A 21,968-nucleotide genomic window follows, 5' to 3' on the forward strand; every position below is an offset into this window, starting at 1 on the left:
AAAAATTACGGCTTCGGATTTTATATTTTTATATTTGGAAACCAACTAAAACATATACGTATGCGCCTTCCTTGGGTATTCTTTATTGGGATACTATTCTCATTTCAACTTGCTGATGCTCAAGCACCTAAAAAGAATACTTCTTCGGATATTTTTCATGCCATTCAAAAATTGAATTTTTTGGGTTCGGCCCTTTATATCGCGGCTCATCCGGATGATGAAAACACACGGTTGATTTCCTATCTTTCCAATGAAACAAAAGCTAAAACGGCCTACTTATCCCTAACCCGCGGTGATGGAGGGCAAAATTTAATCGGTCCCGAACTTAGAGAGCTGTTGGGGGTTTTGCGTACACAGGAACTATTGGCTGCCAGGCGTATAGACGGCGGGGAACAATTTTTTACGCGGGCTAATGATTTCGGGTACTCCAAGCACCCAAAGGAAACTCTTAAAATCTGGAACAAAGAGGCTGTGCTAAGTGATGTTATTTGGGTTATACGCAATTTTAAGCCAGATGTTATTATCAATAGATTTGACCACAGATCGCCAGGTTCTACACACGGTCATCATACTTCTTCGGCCATGCTGAGCTATGAGGCCTTCGATTTGGCCAACAACCCCAATATATATCCTGAACAACTAAAGAAGACGGACATTTGGCAGCCAAAAAGGCTTTTTTTTAATACCTCTTGGTGGTTTTATGGCAGTGAGGACAAGTTCCAAAAAGCGGACAAATCCAAGATGATCGATCTGGAGGTTGGGGTCTATTATCCTTTGAAGGGCTTATCCAACAATGAAATAGCATCTCTTGCAAGTAGTCAGCATTTGTGCCAAGGTTTTGGAAGGTTGGCAACGCGCGGTAGTGAAAAGGAATATATAGAACTTTTAAAAGGCGATCTCCCAAAGAATAGATCGGATATTTTCGACGGGATTAATACCACTTGGTCACGTGTTGAAGGAGGGGCAGCCGTTGGGAAGATTTTATATGAAATAGAAAATAACTTCGATTTTGCCCAACCGTCAAGACACCTGCCAAAGCTCATAGAAGGTTATAGGGCTATCTTAAAAATAAAGGACGAGCACTGGAAAGAAATCAAGAAAAAAGAATTGGAAGAAATCATACAAGCAGTCAGTGGACTCTATTTGGAGGCTACTTCCGCAGAATCCAATACCTACCCTGGAAGTAATATCGTTATAAATATTGAGGCTCTGAATAGAAGCAATGCCAAGATTAATCTTTTAGCCGTTTCCACCAGCACCGATAATCGCATAATTAAAAAAATCGCCCTAAAAGAAAACCAGAAGGAGTTATTCCAAATGGATCTAAATGTTCCCGAAAATATAGGATACACTAGCCCATATTGGCTAAATGCCAAAGGCAGCACGGGAATGTATACGGTAGAGGATCAAAATCTAATAGGGAAACCGGAAACACCCAAAGCCTTTAAAGTAAATTTTGAACTGGATTTCAATGGGTTTACCATAAATATTGAAAAACCAATTGTATACAGATATTCCAAACCGGAAAAAGGTGAACTTTATCAACCCTTTGAGATATTGCCAGAGGCAACAGCTAGCTTTAAGGATAAGGTAATCATTTTTTCCAATTCCGAACCCAAGGAAATTCCTGTTACTATAAAAGCACTTAAAGACAATGTAAAGGGCGAATTGCAACTGTGTTTTGGAAAAGGTTGGAAAGTTGATCAGGAAATAAAACCTTTTGAAATAGCAAAAAAAGGCGACCAGCGAATATTGAAATTTGTCTTGACCCCACCTTTGGTAGAAGATGAAAATTATATTTCCCCCATTATTAAAGTGGATGGCAAGGAAATATCCAAAGAATTGATAGAAATATCCTATGACCACATTCCCAAACAATCGGTGTTGATGCCTAGCGAAACCAAAGTGGTGCGTTTGGACATCGACAAGAATGGAGAAAATATTGGGTATATAGAGGGGGCTGGCGATGAAATACCTGAAAGTCTAACACAAATAGGATATAAGGTCCAAAAAATAGACCCTTCAGGCATACAAGCAGGATCCTTGACCAAGTTTGATGCCATTGTTGTAGGTATAAGGGCATACAACGTGGTGGATGAATTAAAATTTAAACAACGCTATTTATTGGATTATGTTAAGGATGGCGGCAACCTTATTGTTCAGTACAATACAGCTGGTAGAAATGGGTTGGACATGGAAAACCTTGCCCCCTACCCCCTGACCATTTCCCGGGATAGGGTTACGGATGAATCATCCAGTGTTGGCATACTGGCCAAAACACATCCCCTAGTTAATTATCCCAATAAAATAACCCAAGACGATTTTAATGGCTGGGTACAGGAACGTGGACTTTATTTCCCGAATCAATGGTCCAATGAATTTACGCCAATTCTAGCCATGAACGATGAAGGGGAATCGGCCTTATCCGGTAGTTTATTAGTTGCACCTTACGGCAAGGGGAACTATATTTATACGGGATTAAGTTTTTTTAGGGAGTTGCCGGCAGGTGTAACAGGAGCTTATAGACTGTTTGCCAACATGCTTTCCCTGAAACAAGAGACTCAAAAATAAGCTGTAGCTAATAAGAATCATTATGTTCGAAAAATTTGATTGGAAAAAAGAATATACGCTGGTAATAGCGCTCAATATTATCTATATAATTGTTTTTTATTTAATAATGACCGGAAACCGATAAAATGGCTGCAATAGATTGGATCATACTTGTCGGAACCCTTATTTTTATTGTTGGATATGGTGTTTGGAAAACAAAGGGCAGTAAGAATGTAACGGACTATGTCCTTGGTGGTCACGATGCCAAATGGTGGACCATAGGTTTGTCCGTAATGGCTACGCAGGCCAGTGCCATAACATTTTTGTCCACACCCGGACAGGCTTTTCATGATGGAATGGGGTTCGTTCAGTTTTATTTTGGCCTGCCATTGGCCATGATTATCATTTGTATTGTATTTGTTCCCATTTATCATCGGCTCAATGTATATACGGCTTATGAATTTTTGGAAAACCGCTTCGATCTAAAAACAAGGACCTTGGCGGCATTATTATTTTTAATTCAGCGTGGCCTTGCCGCCGGGATTACGATTTTTGCCCCTTCAATTATTCTTTCCGCTGTATTGGGTTGGGATTTAAAGACCCTAAATATTTTAATAGGCATTCTAGTGATAATTTATACCGTTTCTGGTGGTACCAGAGCGGTAAGTGTTACGCATAAACAACAAATGTTCATTATAATGACAGGGATGTTCATCGCGTTCTTTTTTATACTAGGTTATTTGCCAGCAGACATCACTTTTAGCAAGGCGCTGAAAATTGCTGGAGCCAGTGATAAATTGAATATTTTGGATTTTAGCATCAATACCACCAGTAGGTATACGTTTTGGAGTGGAATAACGGGCGGACTTTTCCTAGCCCTGGCCTACTTTGGTACGGACCAAAGCCAGGTTCAAAGATATCTCTCCGGAAAAACCGTAAGGGAAAGTCAACTTGGCTTAATTTTCAATGGATTGTTAAAAATACCCATGCAGTTCTTTATTTTATTGGTGGGGGTAATGGTGTTTATTTTTTTTCAGTTCAACCATTCTCCTTTAAATTTCAATCCCGCGGCTACCAATGCCATAATGGAATCTCCTTACTCGGAGGATTATAAGATATTGGAAGAGGAACAGTTGGTGTTGGAAGGTGAAAAAAGAATGGCCCAAAATAAATTTTCCGGGGCCCTTGATCTTAAGGAGTATGATGCTATTGAAGATGCCAAACAGCACATTGTAAATATAAACAACAAAGATAAGGAAAATAGAAAGGCAGCCCAGGCCCTAATTGCCATGGCCGATGACAGTGTAGAGACCAATGACAAGGATTATGTATTTATACATTTTATTTTAAATTTTCTCCCCAAAGGACTTATTGGACTTTTATTGGCGGTGATATTATCGGCAGCTATGTCCTCTACCGCCTCAGAATTAAATGCCTTGGGAACGGTTACCTCTTTGGACTTGTATAAGCGTAATAAAAAGGGTGAATTTACTCAGGCGCATTATGTAAAAGTTTCAAAGTTGTTTACCCTTATGTGGGGAGCTATAGCCATTTCAATTGCTTGTGTGGCCAATTTGTTCGATAATCTTATTCAATTAGTAAATATTATAGGGTCTATATTTTACGGAAACGTTCTTGGTATCTTTCTCATCGCCTTCTTTTTTAAATTCATTAAGGGAAATGCTGTTTTTGTAGCTGCCTTGATAACACAGTGCATCGTCATAATTGGTTTTAGTTATGACTGGATGTCCTATTTGTGGTTAAATGCCTTCGGTTGTTGTTTGATCATTATTTTGGCTACCATATTGGAAGGATTTGATCGCCTACTGAAAAACCCACCGGTTAAAGCTTAGTTTTTCTTCTCCCTTTAGTGGAATGGGTATTGTATATGGAAAAAAACCAAAATTCTTTTCCTCGCTTTTTATCAGGATAGATTTGCGTTTTATGATTGTTATATACCGTAAAATGATGAAGCTAACGAAAATTTTAGGTAATATCTTAGGAATATTTCTATATTTAATGTTGAAAATCCATTAAGAGCTTCTTCATATGCCTAAAATTCTGTTCCAGAATCAACAATATAATGATTAAGGATAAATATACTATAAAGGACATTGCTCAAATGGCAGGTGTTTCCAAGGGAACAGTAGATAGGGTATTACATAAACGCGGGAAGGTTTCCAAAAGTGCCTTCGAGAAAGTGGATAAAATTCTTAAGGAAATAGATTATAGGCCCAATCCCATTGCCCGAAATCTTAAAAAGAATAAAACGTATAGTATACATGTACTACTTCCGGACCCCCATAAGGATCCCTATTGGATTCCTGCCAATGAAGGAGTTGTAGAGGCCGCAGATCAATTTACCCCTTTTGGAATACTAATAAGTAAATATTTTTACGACCCTACAGATAGAACCTCCTTTATGGACCAATCAAGGGAAGCTATTCTATCCCAGCCCGATGTTCTTTTAATGGCTCCCATTTTTGAAAATGAGTCCCAAGTGGTTTTGGGACAATGCTGTGGAGCCAAGATTCCGGTTGTGTTGTTCAACAACCATATGAACACTTTTAAGGAGCAAATTTTTATAGGTCAGGATCTTAAACAAAGTGGCAGGGTTGCTGCAAGTTTAATGGAGAAAATAATTGAAAAGAATGATGGTATAGCTATCATTCATATAAACAAAGAACCCCATATGCAATCAAAGGAAAATGGGTTTATAGAGTTTTTTACAGAAAAGCAGGGCAGCAATCACGTTATTGTATCCAAAACGTTTAATTCTGCCGATAGAACCAGTTTTAATCTGGAGGTATCCCAATTTATAAAAAGCAATCCCAATATAAGTGCCTTTTTTGTAACCAATTCAAAAGCATATATGTTGGTAGAAGCTTTTGAAAGTCTAGGAAAAAAGGATGGGAAAATTATAGGGTATGATTTATTAAAGCCTAATATAAAGTATCTTAAACAAGGGGCCATAAAATTCTTAATTCACCAGAAACCAAAAAGACAGGCTTTTCTGAGTGTTAATTACTTAGCTGAACATTTCCTTTTCGGAAAGCCCTTACCCCCACGGGAATTATTACCTATAGATATTATTACCACAGAAAACGCACATTATTATATTTAATTAGCTTGTTTAAACCGATTATTATTCGGCACTAGCCTTAGAAAAAATAAGGTTTTATTTAATGTGCTCGAACACATTAACACCTTTACTATTTGTTTTATAAAAAAAAAAGATTAATTTCACTCTTAACTTAATATTAACAAACAACTAATTATTTAACTCAAACAACTTTATTATGGTCAAAAAATTGCTATTATTTTTTGTACTAGTGTTCGGAGCTTATCCGTTACTGGCGCAAAGCAAAACGGTGACAGGTACGGTCACTGATGCTACGGATGGTTCCCCTTTACCAGGTGTAAACGTACTTGTACAAGGAACAACAACTGGATCTCAGACTGATTTTGATGGAAATTATTCCATTGAAGCTGCAAGTGGAGACGTACTTGTATTTTCCTATATAGGTATGAAAACACAATCCACTACTGTAGGTGCATCCAGCACTATTAATGTAACAATGGTAGAGGATGCCGAACAATTGGGAGAAGTGGTTGTAACGGCATTGGGTATTACACGCCAGAAGAAATCCCTTTCATATGCTACGCAAGGAGTAGACTCAGAAGAGATGACACAAGCTAGATCACTCAACGTGGTAAATGGTCTAAGCGGTAAGGTTGCGGGTCTCTCTGTAACAACAGGTTCCAGTGGCGTCGGATCTGCATCCAAGGTACTTCTTAGAGGTAACCGTTCAATTAGTGGTAGTAGTCAGCCCTTATATGTTGTAGACGGAATTTTGTTGAATGGTGATATTTCCAATATTAGCCCAGACGACATCCAAGAAATTTCGGTACTAAAAGGTGCGAATGCTGCTGCATTATATGGTAGTAGGGCTCAAAACGGTGCGATAATAGTAACTACAAAATCTGGTAGAGGTGCTAAAGAAGGCGTGTCCACCAGTTTGGGGTTCACAACAGATTTGGCCTCGCCAATATATTTACTAAAGCTTCAAAATGAATACGGTCAAGGTTCTGCAGGAAGTTATGCACCTGCCGCCACCACATCTTGGGGTCCAAAATTTGATGGAAGTCAAGTGGCACATTGGTCCAATGACACCAATTATCCGCTTTATGGTCAAACTTATGCCTACGAAGCACAACCTGATAATATTAAAGACTTTTTTAACCTTGGCCACAATATTGCCACAAACCTTTCGGTTAATATTAAGGGAGAAAAATCTAATGTGTTTCTTGGCTACACTTTCACCGACGCAAGTGGAATTATGCCCAACAACGATTTAAAAAGGCATAGTATTACTGCCCGAATAACTTCTGATATTTCGGATAAACTGCATGTGGATTCGAAAATTAATTATATACGGGACGATTTTTCCAATGTTTTGTCCGTAGGAGAAGGCTTTGATAACCCCCTAAGATATTTATACAAATTGCCAAGAAATATTCGGACATCAGATTTGGAGCACTATCAATTTTTTAATGATGAAGGTAAATTGAGACAACACTATTTTTTACCTAGATTCAACGGTGGTGGAAACCCATATTGGACTGTTAATAATGTAATTAGTCCACGACTTGATGAGAGGGTATTGGCGTTATTATCCCTAAAATATGATATAACCGATAATTTGTCAATTTTAGGTAGATCTACCATGGATAGGACAAGTAGCTCGGCTGAAACATTATGGTACAATGATACGTACACGGTAGCTCAAAATGGACAGTATAGAAAAAGTGCCAATAATCAATACGATTGGAACACGGATGTACTTTTGAATTATAATACCAATATTTCAGAAGATTTTAAAATCGATGTGAATTTGGGAGCCAACCAAAGGGTGTTTAAATTTAATGAGCTTGTGGGACAAGGCAATACTTTCACCATTGAGAACTTTTTTGCGTTGAGTAATACCTCTGATCCAACGGCCACTGAATCCTTGGATCGTTTTGAGGTACAGTCGGTTTATGGTTTCGGAGAATTATCCTATAAAAATGCAATCTTCTTGAACGTAACTGGTCGTAATGATTGGAGTTCTACCCTACCGGCGAGCAATCGTTCATATTTTTATCCTTCTGTGGGTTTAACTGCAGTTATAAGTGATTTGGTAGAGTTTGGATCTGGATTTAATTACTTAAAAATAAGAGGTTCATGGGCTGAAGTAGGAAATGATACAGATGCGTTTAGCTTATCCAGAAGAGCGGATATTAGCAATGGTAGGTTAAGAATTAACCCTACCCTACCGGTTGAAGATTTAAAGCCTGAGACCACACGTTCAACGGAATTCGGTTTCGATACACAATTCATCAATGGACTTTTGGATTTCAGTTTTACATATTACAAAACAAATACCTTTGACCAAATATTCAGTACCCCAGCACCTTCCGGGTCAGGTATTGGTTCTAGGTTCCAAAACGGTGGAGACATCCAAAACTCAGGTGTGGAGATTACCCTGGGAGCCGGCATTATAAAAACTTCAGATTTTTCATGGGATTTGGATTTTAATTTTGCAAAAAATGATAGTAAGGTTTTGGACATTATAGATGGGCAGGATGAATTGATAATTGCCGACGATTTTATAAGACAATACCGATTGGTAAAAGGAGAACCCTTTGGAGATGTATATTCTAGAGGATTTCAAAGGGATGATTCCGGAAATGTCATTGTGGATGCCAATGGACTTCCTGTGACTACTCCTGGTAAGGATGTTTTAGTTTCAAACTTCAATCCTGATTGGATGGGGGGAATCAGGAACTCCTTTAGATATAAGAATTTTAATTTTAGTGCGCTTATTGATATCAGGCAAGGAGGTACAACAACAAGTTTCACTGAAGCAATTATGGCTGCAGATGGTCTTTTGGATTACACTGCCCAAGGTAGGGATGGCAGTCTAATATTCGGAGAGAACATTTTTGCAAATGAAAATGCCGTTATAGAAGGCTCTACAACCGCCAATAATATTTCTATAAATTCTGAAGACTTGTGGAACCGTCTTGGCGGCAGAAACGCCCCTGTAGGGGAAGCATTTATAAAAGATGCCTCCAACATAAGGCTCCGTGAACTAATTTTGGGCTATTCCGTACCCCAAGATGCTATTTCCAAGACCTTTTTAACATCAGCGCGAATTTCGCTAGTAGGAAGGAACCTGTTCTTTATATCCAATAAAGCAGGTAATTTTGACCCCGAATCCCTAAATAGTGTTTCCACGAACTCTAGAGAATCTGGCAACAACAATGGGGAAATTTCATCTGAAGGTAGAGAATCATTTGCGCCACCTACTACAAGGACATTTGGCGTTTCGATTAATCTTGGCTTCTAAAAACCGATTCAATCTTAAAATAAAAAAAGAAAAAAATGAAAGAAATAAATATATTAGCAATTGTGCTATTGCTATTTTTTGGCAGCTGTACAGACGATTTTACGGAGCTAAATACGGACCCTAAGAATTTTACCGAAGCGGCCGTGACACAATCAGAATATCCATTATTTGTAAAAAGTGCCTTGTACACTCCTAATTACACTCCTTTTCAAGGTATTTCGGATGGAAGGGGCGCGTTTCAATTAGGACATTCCTTATTCCCAGATATATACGCCAATTATTTTGCAACAACAGCTGCGAATTTCGATAGTGATCAATTTATACTTGTTGGTAGTTGGCTTAATGGGGCCTATACTTGGTTTTATAATCAATCGGCACCCAATATCAAAATAGCAGAGGATACTGCCGAAGAATTAGGTTTCACTATTGAAAACGCAATGATGAAGGTCTGGAGGGTTTACGCTTACCAAAGAATTACCGACCTATGGGGACCAATTCCCTATTCTAATTTTGGAAATCTTGAAAATGTAGTTTTATATGATTCACAGGAGGACATTTATAATAATTTCTTTACGACATTGGATGAAGCAGTAACCGTGCTTAAAGCAAATTCTGGCCAAACCTCATTTTTGGGTTCTAACGATGTTATATATGGAGGCGATATAGATTCTTGGTTGAAATTCGCGAATAGTTTACGTCTTCGAATGGCACTTCGCATAAAATATGTTGATGCGGCAAAGTCTAAGTCTGAAGCTGAAAAGGCGGTGACTGACGGTATTATTGATAACAATGCAGATAATGCCAAAATCACTACAAACAACGATTTTCGTAATCACTATACAACGATTACCCAATGGGGAGAATTTCGGATGAGTGCTGATATGGAAAGTATTCTAAAGGGATACCAAGATCCACGAATTGCAAGCTATTTTGCGCCGGCAGCTGATCCTGACCCATCTGATGATCCTGCAGGCCTTTTGTTTGACTATGAAGGGATACGCAATGGCCAACTCAAGGCGGATAAACAAGCTATTGCCTTCAATAATTTAGCGTCAGATATGGCTGCGGCTTTCACCACAGCAGATAGTCCTGGTCCAAATATATCAATAATCGATGCTTCTGAAGTTTACTTTCTAAGAGCGGAAGGCGCATTGGAAGGATGGGCAATGGGTGGTACGGCTGAGGCTCTTTACAATCAAGGAATAGTCGCCTCACATACTGAGCTTGGGTTCGACGGAAGTGATCTTTCAGGTAATGACTATATCAGCAGTACCAATCTACCAGCATCTTTTGATGGTACAACACCTGCTGTCTCAACTGTTCCTGTCGCCTATAATTCAGGTGGTACAGCAGAGGAACAATTAGAGCAGATCATCACTCAAAAATGGATCGCATTATATCCAAATAGCGAAGAAGCATATGCCGAAAGAAGGAGAACAGGATATCCTAAACTATACGATCGATTGAATTCGCTAAATGCTAAAATCAGTGTCGACCAATTGCCGCGCAGAATGACTTACGTATCAAGTGAATATTCAACAAATGAAGAAGCTGTAACGGATGCCATTAATAATTTATTAGGTGGCCCGGATGATGGAACTACCAAATTGTGGTGGGATGCAAAGAATTAAACTATTTTAATATTCAATTAAAAAGACCGCCCCTAACAGCGGTCTTTTTTTTAATATATATGATCATGTTTCCCTATTTTGTGAAACATTAAATTTATTAGATTCATAATTACATAATTATACACGAAGATATGCGCCATATCCTAAAATATACCCTACTTGTCGTTATTGCAATTTCTACTTCCTGTACACGGGATGACACCAGTAAAATGTTTACACTTCTTCCTTCAAACATAACGGGTATCAAATTCAAAAACGTACTAAAGGAAACAGAAGAATTTAATGTCCTAGAGTACGGTTATCTCTATAATGGCGGAGGGGTTTCGGTTGGAGATGTCAACAATGACGGTCTTGCTGACTTGTACTTCACCGGCAATATGGTCGGGAGTCGTTTGTATATTAATCAAGGAGATTTTAGATTTAAGGAAATTGCTGAAAAAGCCGGTGTGTTCGCAGAGGGTTTATGGAACACAGGTACCACCATGGCAGATGTTAACGCCGATGGCTTATTGGACATTTATGTTTGTCGCTCCACAGCACAAGCTCCTAACAAAAGGAGAAACCTACTATTCATTAACAATGGAGATCTTACGTTCACAGAAAAAGGCGCAGAGTATGGTGTAGATGATTCGGGGTATTCCACACAAGCTTCTTTTTTTGATTATGATAAAGATGGGGATTTAGATCTGTATGTGCTTAACCATTCGATTCAGGATTATGCCGGGTTTGGGCAAATAACATCTTCCTTGAAAAATCGTAAAAACGATGACTATTCAGATAAGCTTTATAGGAACGATAATGGAAAGTTTGTTAACGTAAGCGAGGAGACAGGTCTCATTTCCAACGTGCTTGGATTTGGACTTGGAATAGCCGTATCGGACGTTAATAATGACAACTGGCCGGACATTTATATTTCAAATGATTATAATGAACAGGATTATCTATATATCAATAATCAAGACGGTACTTTTACCGAAAGCTTGGAAAATTATATTGGCCATACTTCACTTTATTCCATGGGTTCTGATATAGCAGACATTAATAATGATGGGTTTACCGATATAATGACCTTGGACATGCTACCAGAAGATAATTACCGCATAAAGATGGTTTCCGGTCCAGACAATTATGATAAAAATAGTTTTTTGGAAAAATCTGGATTTTACTATCAGAACATGCGAAATATGATGCATTTGAACAATCAAGGGCAATCATTTTCAGAAATTGGCCAATTCGCTGGCGTGTCTAACACCGATTGGAGCTGGGCATCCCTTTTTACGGACCTTGACAATGACGGTTTTAAAGATTTGTTTATTACCAATGGCTATAAAAGGGATTATACCAATATGGATTTTATGAATTATGCCGTACATGAAAAGTTAAAGGAAAATAATACCGGAGTGGCAACCGCTATTTCGGATTTGTTAGAAAAAATGCCCCCTACAATTGTGGAAAATTACACCTATCATAACAACGGCGATCTTTCTTTCTCCAAGGTCAATAAAGAATGGGGCCTAGATCAAAAATCGCTCTCCAATGGAGCAGTATATGCGGACCTGGACAATGACGGTGATCTAGACCTTGTAGTCAACAATATAGATGCATATGCCTTTGTTTATAGAAACAATAGTGAGTTGCATAACACAAATCACCACCTAAAATTCAATTTTAAAGGAGACGGAAAAAATACATTTGGAATTGGATCAAAAGTCGTATTAAATATTGGAAATAAAATACTTATGCAAGAATTGATGCCTACTAGAGGATTTCAATCTTCCGTTGATTTTAATTTAATTTTTGGATTAGGGGCCGTTGAGACAGTTGATAAGGTGAAAATTATTTGGCCAGATGGCAAGGTTCAGGTTATGACCGATGTAAAGGCCGATCAAACAATTACCCTAAATCAAAATGATGCAGCTTTAGTGGAGAATAATTCCGAAGCAATAGTTGGCAAAACCTTTTTTACGGACATAACTTTAGACAGTCTTATCCCCTACCGGCATTTGGAGAATGATTATAACGATTTTAAACGGGAACAGTTACTCCCCCATAAATTATCTACCCAAGGACCAACAATTACCAAAGCGGACGTAAATAATGATGGCTTGGAAGATATATATGTAGGCGGTGCCAAAGGAAGTGAAGGCCGAATGTTTAAGCAAATGTCTTCAGGCAAGTTCCTGGCCATAAATGAAAAAACATTCCGTACTGATAAGGAATCGGAAGATATTGGCTCTCTTTTCTTCGATGCGGATAACGATGGGGATATGGATCTCTATGTGGTAAGCGGAGGAAACGATTTTGAGGAAGATTCCAGTGAACTACAAGATAGACTGTACATTAACGACGGCAGGGGCAACTTTGCAAAAAGCACCACAGGATTGCCTAAAATGATTACTAGTGGTTCCTGTGTAAAAGCCAATGATATTGACGGGGATGGGGATTTGGACCTTTTTGTTGGTGGTAGATTGGTTCCTGGCAAATATCCCACAGCACCAAGAAGTTATATTTTGCAGAACAATGGTAAAGGCGTTTTTACGGATATCACATTTACTATAAACCCAGATCTTGAATACCCCGGAATGGTTACAGATGCTATATGGACCGATTTTGATAACGATACTATTAATGATCTAATTTTAGTAGGTGAATGGATGAAAATCAGAACATTCAAAAATGCAGGTGGTAAACTTGTGGAAGTATATGAGAACAATGGGCTGAAAGATTCCGAGGGCTGGTGGAACAGCATTGAACAAGGGGATTTTGACAAGGATGGTGATATGGATTATATTATTGGAAACTTCGGTAGAAATTCTCAATTAAAAACGTCCATAGCTGAGCCGGTTAGTTTATATACCAAAGACTTTGATAACAATGGTTCCTTGGATCCCATAATGACTTCTTATAATCTGGGAGAAGAATTTCCTGTTTTTTCAAAAGATGATTTGGTGGGGCAATTAAGTGGTCTCAAAGGAAAATATTTAAATTATTCAGATTATGCCTCAGCGAAAATTACCGATGTTTTTAGCCCAGATGAATTAAAAGGGGCCATGGTCTTAAAAGCTGAAAATTTCAATACCAGTTATATGGAAAACCTAGGTGATGGAAAATTTAAACTCGTTCCCTTGCCAGTAGAAACACAATTTTCGCCAATATATAGGATATTAAAGGGTGATTTTAATAATGATGGCAACGAAGACTTGGTTGTTGGTGGTAATTTTTTTGGAACCAGGGTGAAATTTGGAAGGTATGATGCCAATAAGGGCTTGGTCCTATTTGGTGACGGAAAAGGCAATTTTAAGCCTTCAACTGTACTGGAAAGTGGTTTAAATATTGACGGCGAAATAAGGGACATCACCAAAATTACCTTGGCCGATAAAACTCAGGTAGTGTTGTTTGTAAGAAACAATGATGCTATAGCAATGTATAAAATAGAATCAACTAAAAAATAGCAAAGTGAAAGTAAAGAGTATCAGCGTAATAATTGCATTGGGATTCTGTCTCGGAACCATGGCACAATCGCCATCTGTGACCATAAAGGAGGAAATGATGTCCTTGGAAACGTATGACTATAGTAAACCTAACCCTGTCCCTATCCTGACGGACAATGCCAAAATCTTTCCGTATTTCAAGTATGAAGGTTATGAAAATATAGCAAAGAAGAAAAATTGGAAGGTAGTTACCTTAGAAAATGAATTCATTAAAGTCTTTGTCCTGCCTGAAATAGGTGGTAAAGTCTGGGGAGCTATAGAGAAAAGTACCGGTGAGGAATACCTTTATAAAAATGAAGTAATCAAATTCCGGAATATTTCAATGCGCGGACCTTGGACCTCTGGAGGTATTGAATTTAATTTTGGCATTATAGGGCATCATCCCTCTACTGCTACTCCGGTAGATTATGTGGTAAAAACTAATGAAGATGGCAGTGTAAGCTGTGTCGTGGGCAGTGCTGACCTCCCATCAAGTACAGATTGGAGGGTAGAAATTAGGCTCGAGAAAGACAAGGCCTACTTTGAGACCAATGCCTCTTGGTACAACGGTTCCCTTATAGATCAATCCTATTACAATTGGATGACCGCTGCCGCAGTGGTTTCGGACGATTTGGAGTTCATCTATCCAGGGAATCAATTTTTGGAACACGGGGGAACAGCCAAACCATGGCCCATAGATGCAGAAGGCCGAGATCTTTCCCTCTATAAAAACAATAATTTTGACAAGGATATTTCCGAGCATGTTGTAGGCGATTATAAGGACTTTTTTGGCGGATACTACCACAATAGAAAATTTGGTTTTGGCCATTGGGCACCCTATGAAGAGATGCCGGGACAGAAACTCTGGTTATGGTCCATGGCAAGGTCGGGAGCTATTTGGGAGGATTTACTAACGGACACCGATGGACAGTATATGGAATTCCAGGCGGGTCGACTTCTTAATCAATATTTTCCTGGAGAAACCAATCCTATTTCCCAAGCCAATTTTGAACCCTATGTCATGGACCGCTGGAGAGAAATCTGGTTTCCTTTCAAGGAAATTGGTGGCATGGTAGATGCCACGGAATTCGGCGTCCTTAACGTTAAGGAATCGGATAAAGGCCTCTATATCGGTATCAATGCCCTTCAAAGTTTAAGAGACAATTTGCGGGTATCCATTAATGGGAAAGAAGTTTTTTCTGAGGAAATTAGCCTAAAGCCTATGGGAGTATTTTCCAAAGAGCTTCCATTGGAGGACTCCGGGGAAATAGTGGTGCAATTAGGCGATAAAAAATTATTTTATACCTCCAATGGTGAAAGCACCCTCATAAAGCGTCCGTTTATTGATGATGAAGCAGTAAAGGTTTCCATGAGCCAACAATTGTACCATGAAGGTTGGGAGGCCCTAAAGTTTAGGGACTATGAACTTGCCGCCAAAAAATTAAATGAATTGGTAGATATTGACCCCTCACATCAGGATGGACTCTTGAAAATGGCGGGTTTGGAATATCGGAAAACGAATTATGACAAAGCCCTGAAATATGTTAATAGGGTTTTAAAATTGGATACCTATAATACTGAAGCCAATTACTTGGCCGGAATTATATATCGCTCCCTAAATGACACTATAAATGCTTTGGAATCTTTAGGCTGGGCGGCTAGAAGCATTAACTACAGATCTGTCTCCTATGCCCAAATGGCCGAAATTTATTTCTTTGTTCAAAATTTTGAAAAAGCGAATCTATATGCCAATAAGGCATTGGATTACAATACCTACAACCTAAATGCACGAAAAATTAAATTATTGTTGCATAGGAAAAACAATAACTCCAATGCATTTAATCAAGAATATGACGAACTAATTAGAATAGATCCATTGAATCACTTTGCCCTGTTAGAATCCCAATTTCAATCTGGGCGCGCCTCTATTAGTATGCCGAAGGAGATCAGCAATGAATTTCCCGATGAATCCATACTGGAACTGGCCATTTATTACAAGGGCATAGGATTGGTACAGGAAGCAATGGAGATTCTAAAATTGTCCAAAACAGCGAATGCCAAAATACATCTTTGGACAGCTTATTTGGCCCAGGATATGGCCGGTGGGCCTAGTAATGAATACTTGGATAGGGCCATAGCAGCCCCGGTTGATTTTGTTTTCCCTTACAGGCCTGAAACCATTGATGTTTTACAGTGGGCCATCTCCCAAAATGCAAATTGGAAATTTAAATACTACTTGGCGCAGAACTATATCGCCGTTGGACAAAAGGATTTGGGGTTACAGCTTCTACAGGATTCTGGAAATGAACCTGATTCCGATATTTTTTATCGTTTCAGGGCAAGAATGTTCCAAAATAAAGATTACGAAGCCAATGAAAAGGATTATTTAAAAGCATTGCAGCTAAACAGTTCTGATTGGAAACTTAGGGAGGAAGTAGTTCAATTCTATTTAGATAATGATAAAATTGCACCTGCATATAAATTGGCTAAAAAGTCGTACGCCAAATATCCCAAAAATGCCAATATCGGGTTGATTTATGCGAAATCCTCCCTATTGAACGATCAGTATGGAAAAACCATTGAAGTCCTAAAGGATATATTGATATTACCTTTTGAACATGCTTCAGAAAGTAAAAAAATATATACCGAGGCTCATATTTTAATGGCGTTGAACAATATGAAATCCGGGAAATACAATAAAGCCATATCCCTTTTGGAATCGTCAAAAGAATGGCCAGAAAACCTGGGAGTTGGAAAACCTTTCCATGCAGATGAAAGGCTACAGGATTATTTGCTTGCAGTGAATTATGAATTGCTCCAAGATTCAAATAAAAGTGCACAGTTGTTGAACGGTATATTGTCTTTTCAAAATAAGAACAAACAGAAAGTGGTAACCCCCAATGACCTGTTTGAACTTTTGTCCCTTAAAAAATTGGCGAAGAACTCGGAATTGGAATCTTCCATAAATAGAATTTCAAATATCGATTCCAGCTTAATGGGCAAGTTGGTTTTGGCATTGTACCATAATGATACTGCCTCACTGCAGGAATTAAGAAACAAAAACGTTTTGAGTCATCCGTCGCTGAAGATAATGGAAGCGGCCAGCAAATATTGATTGCACCTGCCACAGAGATAATAGTTTAACGGTCAGTACTATAATCCTTGGAATTACGAACCATTTGTCAAGGGATTTTTAGATACAAATCTTCCAAAAAAAAAGCTCACTGAAAAGTGAGCTTTTTATATTCGGTACAAAGATATTACTTAGCCCCCCACTCTTTCAAGGAGTCTTTATTCATTTTAACATAGTCCGCATTACCAGCAGCTTCGGCAGCAGCCAGCGATTTTTTTGCAGTTTCAATAGCCTGTTTTTTATCGCCGGCCTTGGCGTAGATCAAAGATTGTTGTCTCAACTGCCAAAAAGCAGGTTTTTCCGTTAAGCTCATAGCTTTATCCATCCATTCCTTGGCTTTGTTGATATCCTTTCCGGAATTCATATAGTATACGGCAGCGGCATAATAATCATTGGCATCCGGACCTTTCATCACTTTATCTATGGCACTCGTAACCGCCTTATCCGTAGGAACGTCAAATTTAACCCCAACATAGACATCAGACCAAAGCAAGCCTAAAGTGGCAGCGTTATCAGAAAGCCCGTCGATAGAAATCGTAAAAGTTTCAACCTGAAATGGCAGATTTTGTACTTGAGCGGTTGTTTTAGCAGCAACTTTGCTTTCGTCCCAGGTTGCCGGTGTTCCTCCGCCATCGGCTTCGGTATAAAAGATTACCTCCCAGGCTGCAGCTCCCGGTTTAGTATAAATGGCATAAGAACCAGCTTTAAGTTCTTGATTTCCTATCATTACGTTTTCACTGAAGGTTATCTTTGTCCTCGCGTTGGCCCCTGTTCTCCATAATTTATCATAAGGTACCAAATCCCCAAAAATGGTTCTTCCACGCATGGATGGCCTTGAATATTCCACCGTTACATCGGTCAATCCAACCTTCTGAACAAGTGTCGAGGACGGACTCGGTTGCGGTGTGTTGATCTGTGCCTGTACTCCAAAGGATACAGCAATCATTAGTACTAAAAGTGTTATTTTTTTCATGTTAATAAGTGTTTAGAATGTTTATGCTAAATTACATATTAAAAGCCTAATCTGGAAGTGGGTCAGTCGTATTATACCCAACTAATTATAATATCTTCCAAAGCGATAATGAAATATACCCTATGCTGCTTTACTCCTTTTTTAGTAAATTTATAGTACACCAATTTGCAAGGGATGACGGAGAACAAAACTAAACCGAACAATAAATCTGTTATGGCTTTTTTAAACTCCGTTGTGGGTATAGAAAAACGTAAGGATGCCCATGCATTATTGGAATTGTTTAAAAGCATTACCCTAGAACCGGCAGTAATGTGGGGTGAAAGTATAATCGGTTTTGGCAGTTACCATTATAAATACGATTCTGGTCGGGAAGGAGATATGTGCATCACAGGATTTTCCCCTAGAAAATCTAATTTTTCAATCTATATCATGTCAGGATTTTCCAATAATCAGAAGCTTTTGGATCAATTGGGTCCCCACAAAACGGGCAAAGCCTGTCTTTATATAAAACGATTATCAGATATTAATATGGATGTACTATCCAAAATGATAGAATCATCCTACCTTTATTATAAACACAAACATTCCCAATAAATATTTACATGCAAAATTTCACTAAGTATTTAAAGACCAAGGCGAACATAGCGGAACCTGAATTTCAGCTTCTTATCAAAAAAGTAGAATTCAGAAATATTGAAAAAGGCGAGGTGCTCTTGCGTCCGGGTGAAGTTTGTAGACATTTCTTCTTTGTTGAAAACGGCCTCTTACGCTCCTATACGGTTGACGACGGCGGCAAGGAGCATATTATTCAGTTTGGTTCCGAAAATTGGATCGTCTCCGATCGGAGTTCTGCTTTTTTTAATGAACCTTCAGACCTGTTTATCGATGCCATAGAGGATACCAAGGTAGTTTTAATAAATTCGGACTTTATAAATGAAGCTAGTGCAATAAGCTCTTCCTTTAGGAACTATAATCAAATAGCCCTTCAGAACCACATTCGACACCAACAAAAACGAATTAATCTTTTGTTGAGTGCAAGTGCCGAAGCGCGATATTTAAATTTTATACAATTATACCCCGATTTAACCCTCAGGGTCCCGCAATGGATGATAGCTTCCTATTTGGGCATTACCCCTGAAAGTCTAAGTAGGGTACGCAAAGAATTGGCCCATAAAAACTTTAGACCAAACTAATCCTATCTTACCATACATCAATGCACAGGAGTAAAAGTTCCCATAATATTGTAATACAATTTAAGATGGGTAATAAATGAAGACAAAAAATATAGAAATAGTGGTTGCACCAAGAGAACCCCACTATGTTGGTGATGGATTTAGAGTGCATAATTTTATACCGAGCGGATATAGATTGGATATGGAAAGAATGGATCCCTTTATCCTTCTTGATTACAATTCCCCTTTCTACTTCCCTCCTACCGATAAGCCTAGAGGAGTAAGTGTACATCCTCACAGGGGTTTTGAAACGGTTACCATAGCCTATCAGGGGAAAGTGGCCCATCATGATAGTTCGGGCAATAGCGGCGTAATAGGTGTTGGCGACGTCCAGTGGATGACCGCTGCTTCGGGAATACTTCACAGAGAATATCACGAAGAGAAATTTAGCAAGGAAGGGGGGTATTTTCAAATGGCGCAACTGTGGGTCAACCTTCCCGCCAAGTACAAAATGTCCACCCCAAAATATCAGGGAATTACCAATTCACAGATTAACAAATATCAATTGACAGATAATAAAGGAATTATTGAGGTGGTTGCCGGGAGTTATAAGGGTATTAAAGGTGCGGCGTCTACTTTTTCACCAGTAAACGTGTTCAATGCAAGGCTTGAAGCAGGTGCCAAAGCAGGATTTACTTTTCCAGCTAACTTCAATACTGCATTGTTGGTGGTAGTTGGGGAGATTAATGTGAATGGCTCAGAGACCATAGCAGAAAATCATTTTGTGCTCTTCGAAAATGAAGGGGAGGAATTTAGTATTGAGGCCTCAAAAAAATCAACTGTACTGATTCTAAGTGGAGAACCGTTAAACGAACCCATAGCTGCCCAAGGACCATTTGTAATGAATACACCTGAACAAATAGCTCAGGCCATTAAAGATTATAATTTGGGGAGATTTGGCTATTTGGAAGAATAAAGTGTAAATTGGAAGTAAGATTATATAACTAGTAGTAAACGATTAATCAAGATACCTATGGACTACAATTTGATAGATAATGCAGAGGCCAAGCAATATGAATATCATATTGATGGCGTTATTGCGAAAATTGAATATATAAAGGCAAAGAATAAAATTTACCTTACCCACACCGAGGTTCCCAAGGAATTGGAAGGTAAAGGAGTGGCCTCCTCATTGGTTAAAGAAGTTTTGGCAGATGTGGAAAAAAAGGGATTGACCCTAGTGCCCATGTGTCCATTTGTTGCTGCCTATATTAAAAGGCATCCCGAATGGAAAAAATTGGTCTTAAAAGGAATTAATATTGCATAAATATGGAACAAAAAGTAAATTTTAAGGAATACAACAATGGTGAAATTACAGTGGTCTGGAAACCATCAAAATGTATTCATGCAGGTATTTGTGTAAAAACATTGCCCCAAGTCTATAACCCAAAAGCCAAACCATGGATAACCCCTGAAAAGGCTTCGACGGAAGCATTGAAATCGCAAATCCTAAAATGTCCGTCAGGTGCCTTGTCATTTTACCCGGACGGAAAACGTTGAAAAGTTATATGAATTGACAATATTGCAATACACGATTCGTCTATATAGAGTATCTTTATGCGGGACTATACAATTATGAAAAAGGATTAGATCCCTATGTTAATGAAGGAATAAGCAAAAAAGAAGCCAACAAGAATGATTAATATATTTCACCGCAGTTTTCATATTATAGCAAGTAAAATATGTATTTCTTTGTGGGTGCTGGTTATAATCCTAAGTTGTTCCGAGGAAAAAAAGATAAGTCACTTGGACCCTATAAACTGGGAAAAGAAATACACAGCACTTCCTTCCAACGACAGTCTTATTAAAGGGAGTTCCTATCTGTCTATTTACTCATCCATATACGATGGCACGGAGAAAACATTGCATCATTTAACGGCTACGGCCAGTATGAGAAATGTAAGCAATACGGATTCCATTTATATTCTAAAAGCTGATTATTACAATACCCAAGGAGATCTTATCCGCACCTATTTTAACAAGCCTATATTCCTAAAACCCTTGGAAACCATAGAAATTGTTATTGACCAAGATGATGAATATGGTGGTACAGGTGCAAATTTTGTTTTTGATTGGGCCGTACAATCCAATAATCACGAGCCTATATTTGAGGCCGTAATGATCTCCACCACCGGCCAACAGGGAATCTCTTTTACCACACGGGGAATAAAATTGTAGTCCTTGGGGATTCATGTATTAATTTGCTTTAAGTTAGTCTTAAAGTACAGAAGTGAATTGTTACATACCCATTTACAATCAATACATTAAAAATAAGCCTTACTTGCATGAATATCATTCACAATATCCCTGAAAATATATTTGAGAGTACTGGAATTGTAGCAGGTCTTTGTGCTTGCCTGGTTATTGCCTTACAGGTTTATAAGGAATACCGGTTTAAAGGCCCCAGTAGCCTCTCCAACGGCTTTGTTTTTGGATGGGTATTTATATATCTGTTTTGGTGTTTTTACGGAATTCGTTTTAATACTTTGGCCCTTTGGCTTACCAACGCCATCGCCGTAGTCCTGCAATTGGCTCATTGCTTTATTGTAGTCCGAAAAAGAAAACTATATACTTAAGAAACCTAGCC

Annotated in this window: 15 protein-coding genes; 14 read left to right on the plus strand and 1 reads right to left on the minus strand. The window is 38.6% G+C overall.

Annotated features, from left to right (window positions below; genetic code table 11):
- The first annotated feature begins 60 nt into the window (after nt 1-60).
- From QSE00_RS08935 to QSE00_RS08965, 7 genes are all read left to right on the plus strand, one after another.
- Nucleotides 61-2,571, plus strand: coding sequence for a PIG-L family deacetylase (locus QSE00_RS08935; RefSeq protein WP_286105668.1), 2,511 nt, complete (start codon nt 61-63; stop codon nt 2,569-2,571).
- Between the two features lie 125 nt (nt 2,572-2,696).
- A complete protein-coding gene (locus QSE00_RS08940; protein ID WP_286105669.1) occupies nt 2,697-4,403 on the plus strand; it encodes a sodium:solute symporter family protein in 1,707 nt (568 codons plus the stop codon).
- 230 nt (nt 4,404-4,633) lie between these two features.
- On the plus strand, nt 4,634-5,674 hold the full coding sequence (locus tag QSE00_RS08945; RefSeq protein ID WP_286105670.1) for a LacI family DNA-binding transcriptional regulator: 1,041 nt from the start codon (nt 4,634-4,636) through the stop codon (nt 5,672-5,674).
- 175 nt (nt 5,675-5,849) lie between these two features.
- Nucleotides 5,850-8,942 (plus strand): SusC/RagA family TonB-linked outer membrane protein, encoded by a 3,093-nt coding sequence (locus QSE00_RS08950; protein WP_286105671.1) that lies wholly within the window; start codon nt 5,850-5,852, stop codon nt 8,940-8,942.
- 35 nt (nt 8,943-8,977) lie between these two features.
- Complete coding sequence (locus QSE00_RS08955; protein ID WP_286105672.1) at nt 8,978-10,573, plus strand: SusD/RagB family nutrient-binding outer membrane lipoprotein; 1,596 nt, start codon at nt 8,978-8,980, stop codon at nt 10,571-10,573.
- A gap of 131 nt (nt 10,574-10,704) precedes the next feature.
- Complete coding sequence (locus QSE00_RS08960; protein WP_286105673.1) at nt 10,705-14,025, plus strand: VCBS repeat-containing protein; 3,321 nt, start codon at nt 10,705-10,707, stop codon at nt 14,023-14,025.
- A 4-nt stretch (nt 14,026-14,029) separates the two neighbouring features.
- A complete protein-coding gene (locus QSE00_RS08965) occupies nt 14,030-17,158 on the plus strand; it encodes a DUF5107 domain-containing protein (protein WP_286105674.1) in 3,129 nt (1,042 codons plus the stop codon).
- Nucleotides 17,159-17,303: 145 nt separating this feature from the next.
- Here QSE00_RS08965 and QSE00_RS08970 read toward each other — a convergent pair whose 3' ends face one another.
- Nucleotides 17,304-18,149, minus strand: coding sequence for a DUF2911 domain-containing protein (locus tag QSE00_RS08970; protein WP_286105675.1), 846 nt, complete (start codon nt 18,147-18,149; stop codon nt 17,304-17,306).
- A gap of 174 nt (nt 18,150-18,323) precedes the next feature.
- On the opposite strand from QSE00_RS08970, the gene QSE00_RS08975 reads away from it, so the two are divergent.
- The 7 genes from QSE00_RS08975 to QSE00_RS09005 all read left to right on the plus strand — a co-directional run bounded on the left by QSE00_RS08975 (nt 18,324) and on the right by QSE00_RS09005 (nt 21,957).
- A complete protein-coding gene (locus QSE00_RS08975; protein WP_286105676.1) occupies nt 18,324-18,743 on the plus strand; it encodes a DUF1801 domain-containing protein in 420 nt (139 codons plus the stop codon).
- Nucleotides 18,744-18,751: 8 nt separating this feature from the next.
- The gene (locus QSE00_RS08980; protein WP_286105677.1) at nt 18,752-19,342 is read left to right on the plus strand and encodes a Crp/Fnr family transcriptional regulator; all 591 of its coding nucleotides are present in this window, start codon (nt 18,752-18,754) and stop codon (nt 19,340-19,342) included.
- Between the two features lie 76 nt (nt 19,343-19,418).
- Nucleotides 19,419-20,297, plus strand: coding sequence for a pirin family protein (locus QSE00_RS08985; protein ID WP_286105678.1), 879 nt, complete (start codon nt 19,419-19,421; stop codon nt 20,295-20,297).
- 57 nt (nt 20,298-20,354) lie between these two features.
- Nucleotides 20,355-20,648, plus strand: a complete 294-nt coding sequence (locus QSE00_RS08990) for a GNAT family N-acetyltransferase (protein ID WP_110357140.1) — start codon at nt 20,355-20,357, stop codon at nt 20,646-20,648.
- 2 nt (nt 20,649-20,650) lie between these two features.
- Nucleotides 20,651-20,881 (plus strand): (4Fe-4S)-binding protein, encoded by a 231-nt coding sequence (locus tag QSE00_RS08995; protein WP_286105679.1) that lies wholly within the window; start codon nt 20,651-20,653, stop codon nt 20,879-20,881.
- A 135-nt stretch (nt 20,882-21,016) separates the two neighbouring features.
- Nucleotides 21,017-21,559 (plus strand): DUF3124 domain-containing protein, encoded by a 543-nt coding sequence (locus tag QSE00_RS09000; protein ID WP_110357142.1) that lies wholly within the window; start codon nt 21,017-21,019, stop codon nt 21,557-21,559.
- A 107-nt stretch (nt 21,560-21,666) separates the two neighbouring features.
- Complete coding sequence (locus tag QSE00_RS09005) at nt 21,667-21,957, plus strand: hypothetical protein (RefSeq protein WP_286105680.1); 291 nt, start codon at nt 21,667-21,669, stop codon at nt 21,955-21,957.
- The last annotated feature ends 11 nt before the right edge of the window (nt 21,958-21,968 follow it).

This window comes from Arenibacter flavimaris (assembly GCF_030291335.1).
Taxonomy (GTDB): domain Bacteria; phylum Bacteroidota; class Bacteroidia; order Flavobacteriales; family Flavobacteriaceae; genus Arenibacter.

Bases quoted from the DNA above. Each gene is read 5' to 3' on its own strand.
- QSE00_RS08935 (WP_286105668.1), top strand. From the start codon at position 61: ATGCGCCTTCCTTGGGTATTCTTTATTGGGATACTATTCTCATTTCAA.
- QSE00_RS08940 (WP_286105669.1), top strand. From the start codon at position 2,697: ATGGCTGCAATAGATTGGATCATACTTGTCGGAACCCTTATTTTTATT.
- QSE00_RS08945 (WP_286105670.1), top strand. From the start codon at position 4,634: ATGATTAAGGATAAATATACTATAAAGGACATTGCTCAAATGGCAGGT.
- QSE00_RS08950 (WP_286105671.1), top strand. From the start codon at position 5,850: ATGGTCAAAAAATTGCTATTATTTTTTGTACTAGTGTTCGGAGCTTAT.
- QSE00_RS08955 (WP_286105672.1), top strand. From the start codon at position 8,978: ATGAAAGAAATAAATATATTAGCAATTGTGCTATTGCTATTTTTTGGC.
- QSE00_RS08960 (WP_286105673.1), top strand. From the start codon at position 10,705: ATGCGCCATATCCTAAAATATACCCTACTTGTCGTTATTGCAATTTCT.
- QSE00_RS08970 (WP_286105675.1), bottom strand. From the start codon at position 18,149: ATGAAAAAAATAACACTTTTAGTACTAATGATTGCTGTATCCTTTGGA.
- QSE00_RS08975 (WP_286105676.1), top strand. From the start codon at position 18,324: ATGACGGAGAACAAAACTAAACCGAACAATAAATCTGTTATGGCTTTT.
- QSE00_RS08980 (WP_286105677.1), top strand. From the start codon at position 18,752: ATGCAAAATTTCACTAAGTATTTAAAGACCAAGGCGAACATAGCGGAA.
- QSE00_RS08985 (WP_286105678.1), top strand. From the start codon at position 19,419: ATGAAGACAAAAAATATAGAAATAGTGGTTGCACCAAGAGAACCCCAC.
- QSE00_RS08990 (WP_110357140.1), top strand. From the start codon at position 20,355: ATGGACTACAATTTGATAGATAATGCAGAGGCCAAGCAATATGAATAT.
- QSE00_RS08995 (WP_286105679.1), top strand. From the start codon at position 20,651: ATGGAACAAAAAGTAAATTTTAAGGAATACAACAATGGTGAAATTACA.
- QSE00_RS09000 (WP_110357142.1), top strand. From the start codon at position 21,017: ATGATTAATATATTTCACCGCAGTTTTCATATTATAGCAAGTAAAATA.
- QSE00_RS09005 (WP_286105680.1), top strand. From the start codon at position 21,667: ATGAATATCATTCACAATATCCCTGAAAATATATTTGAGAGTACTGGA.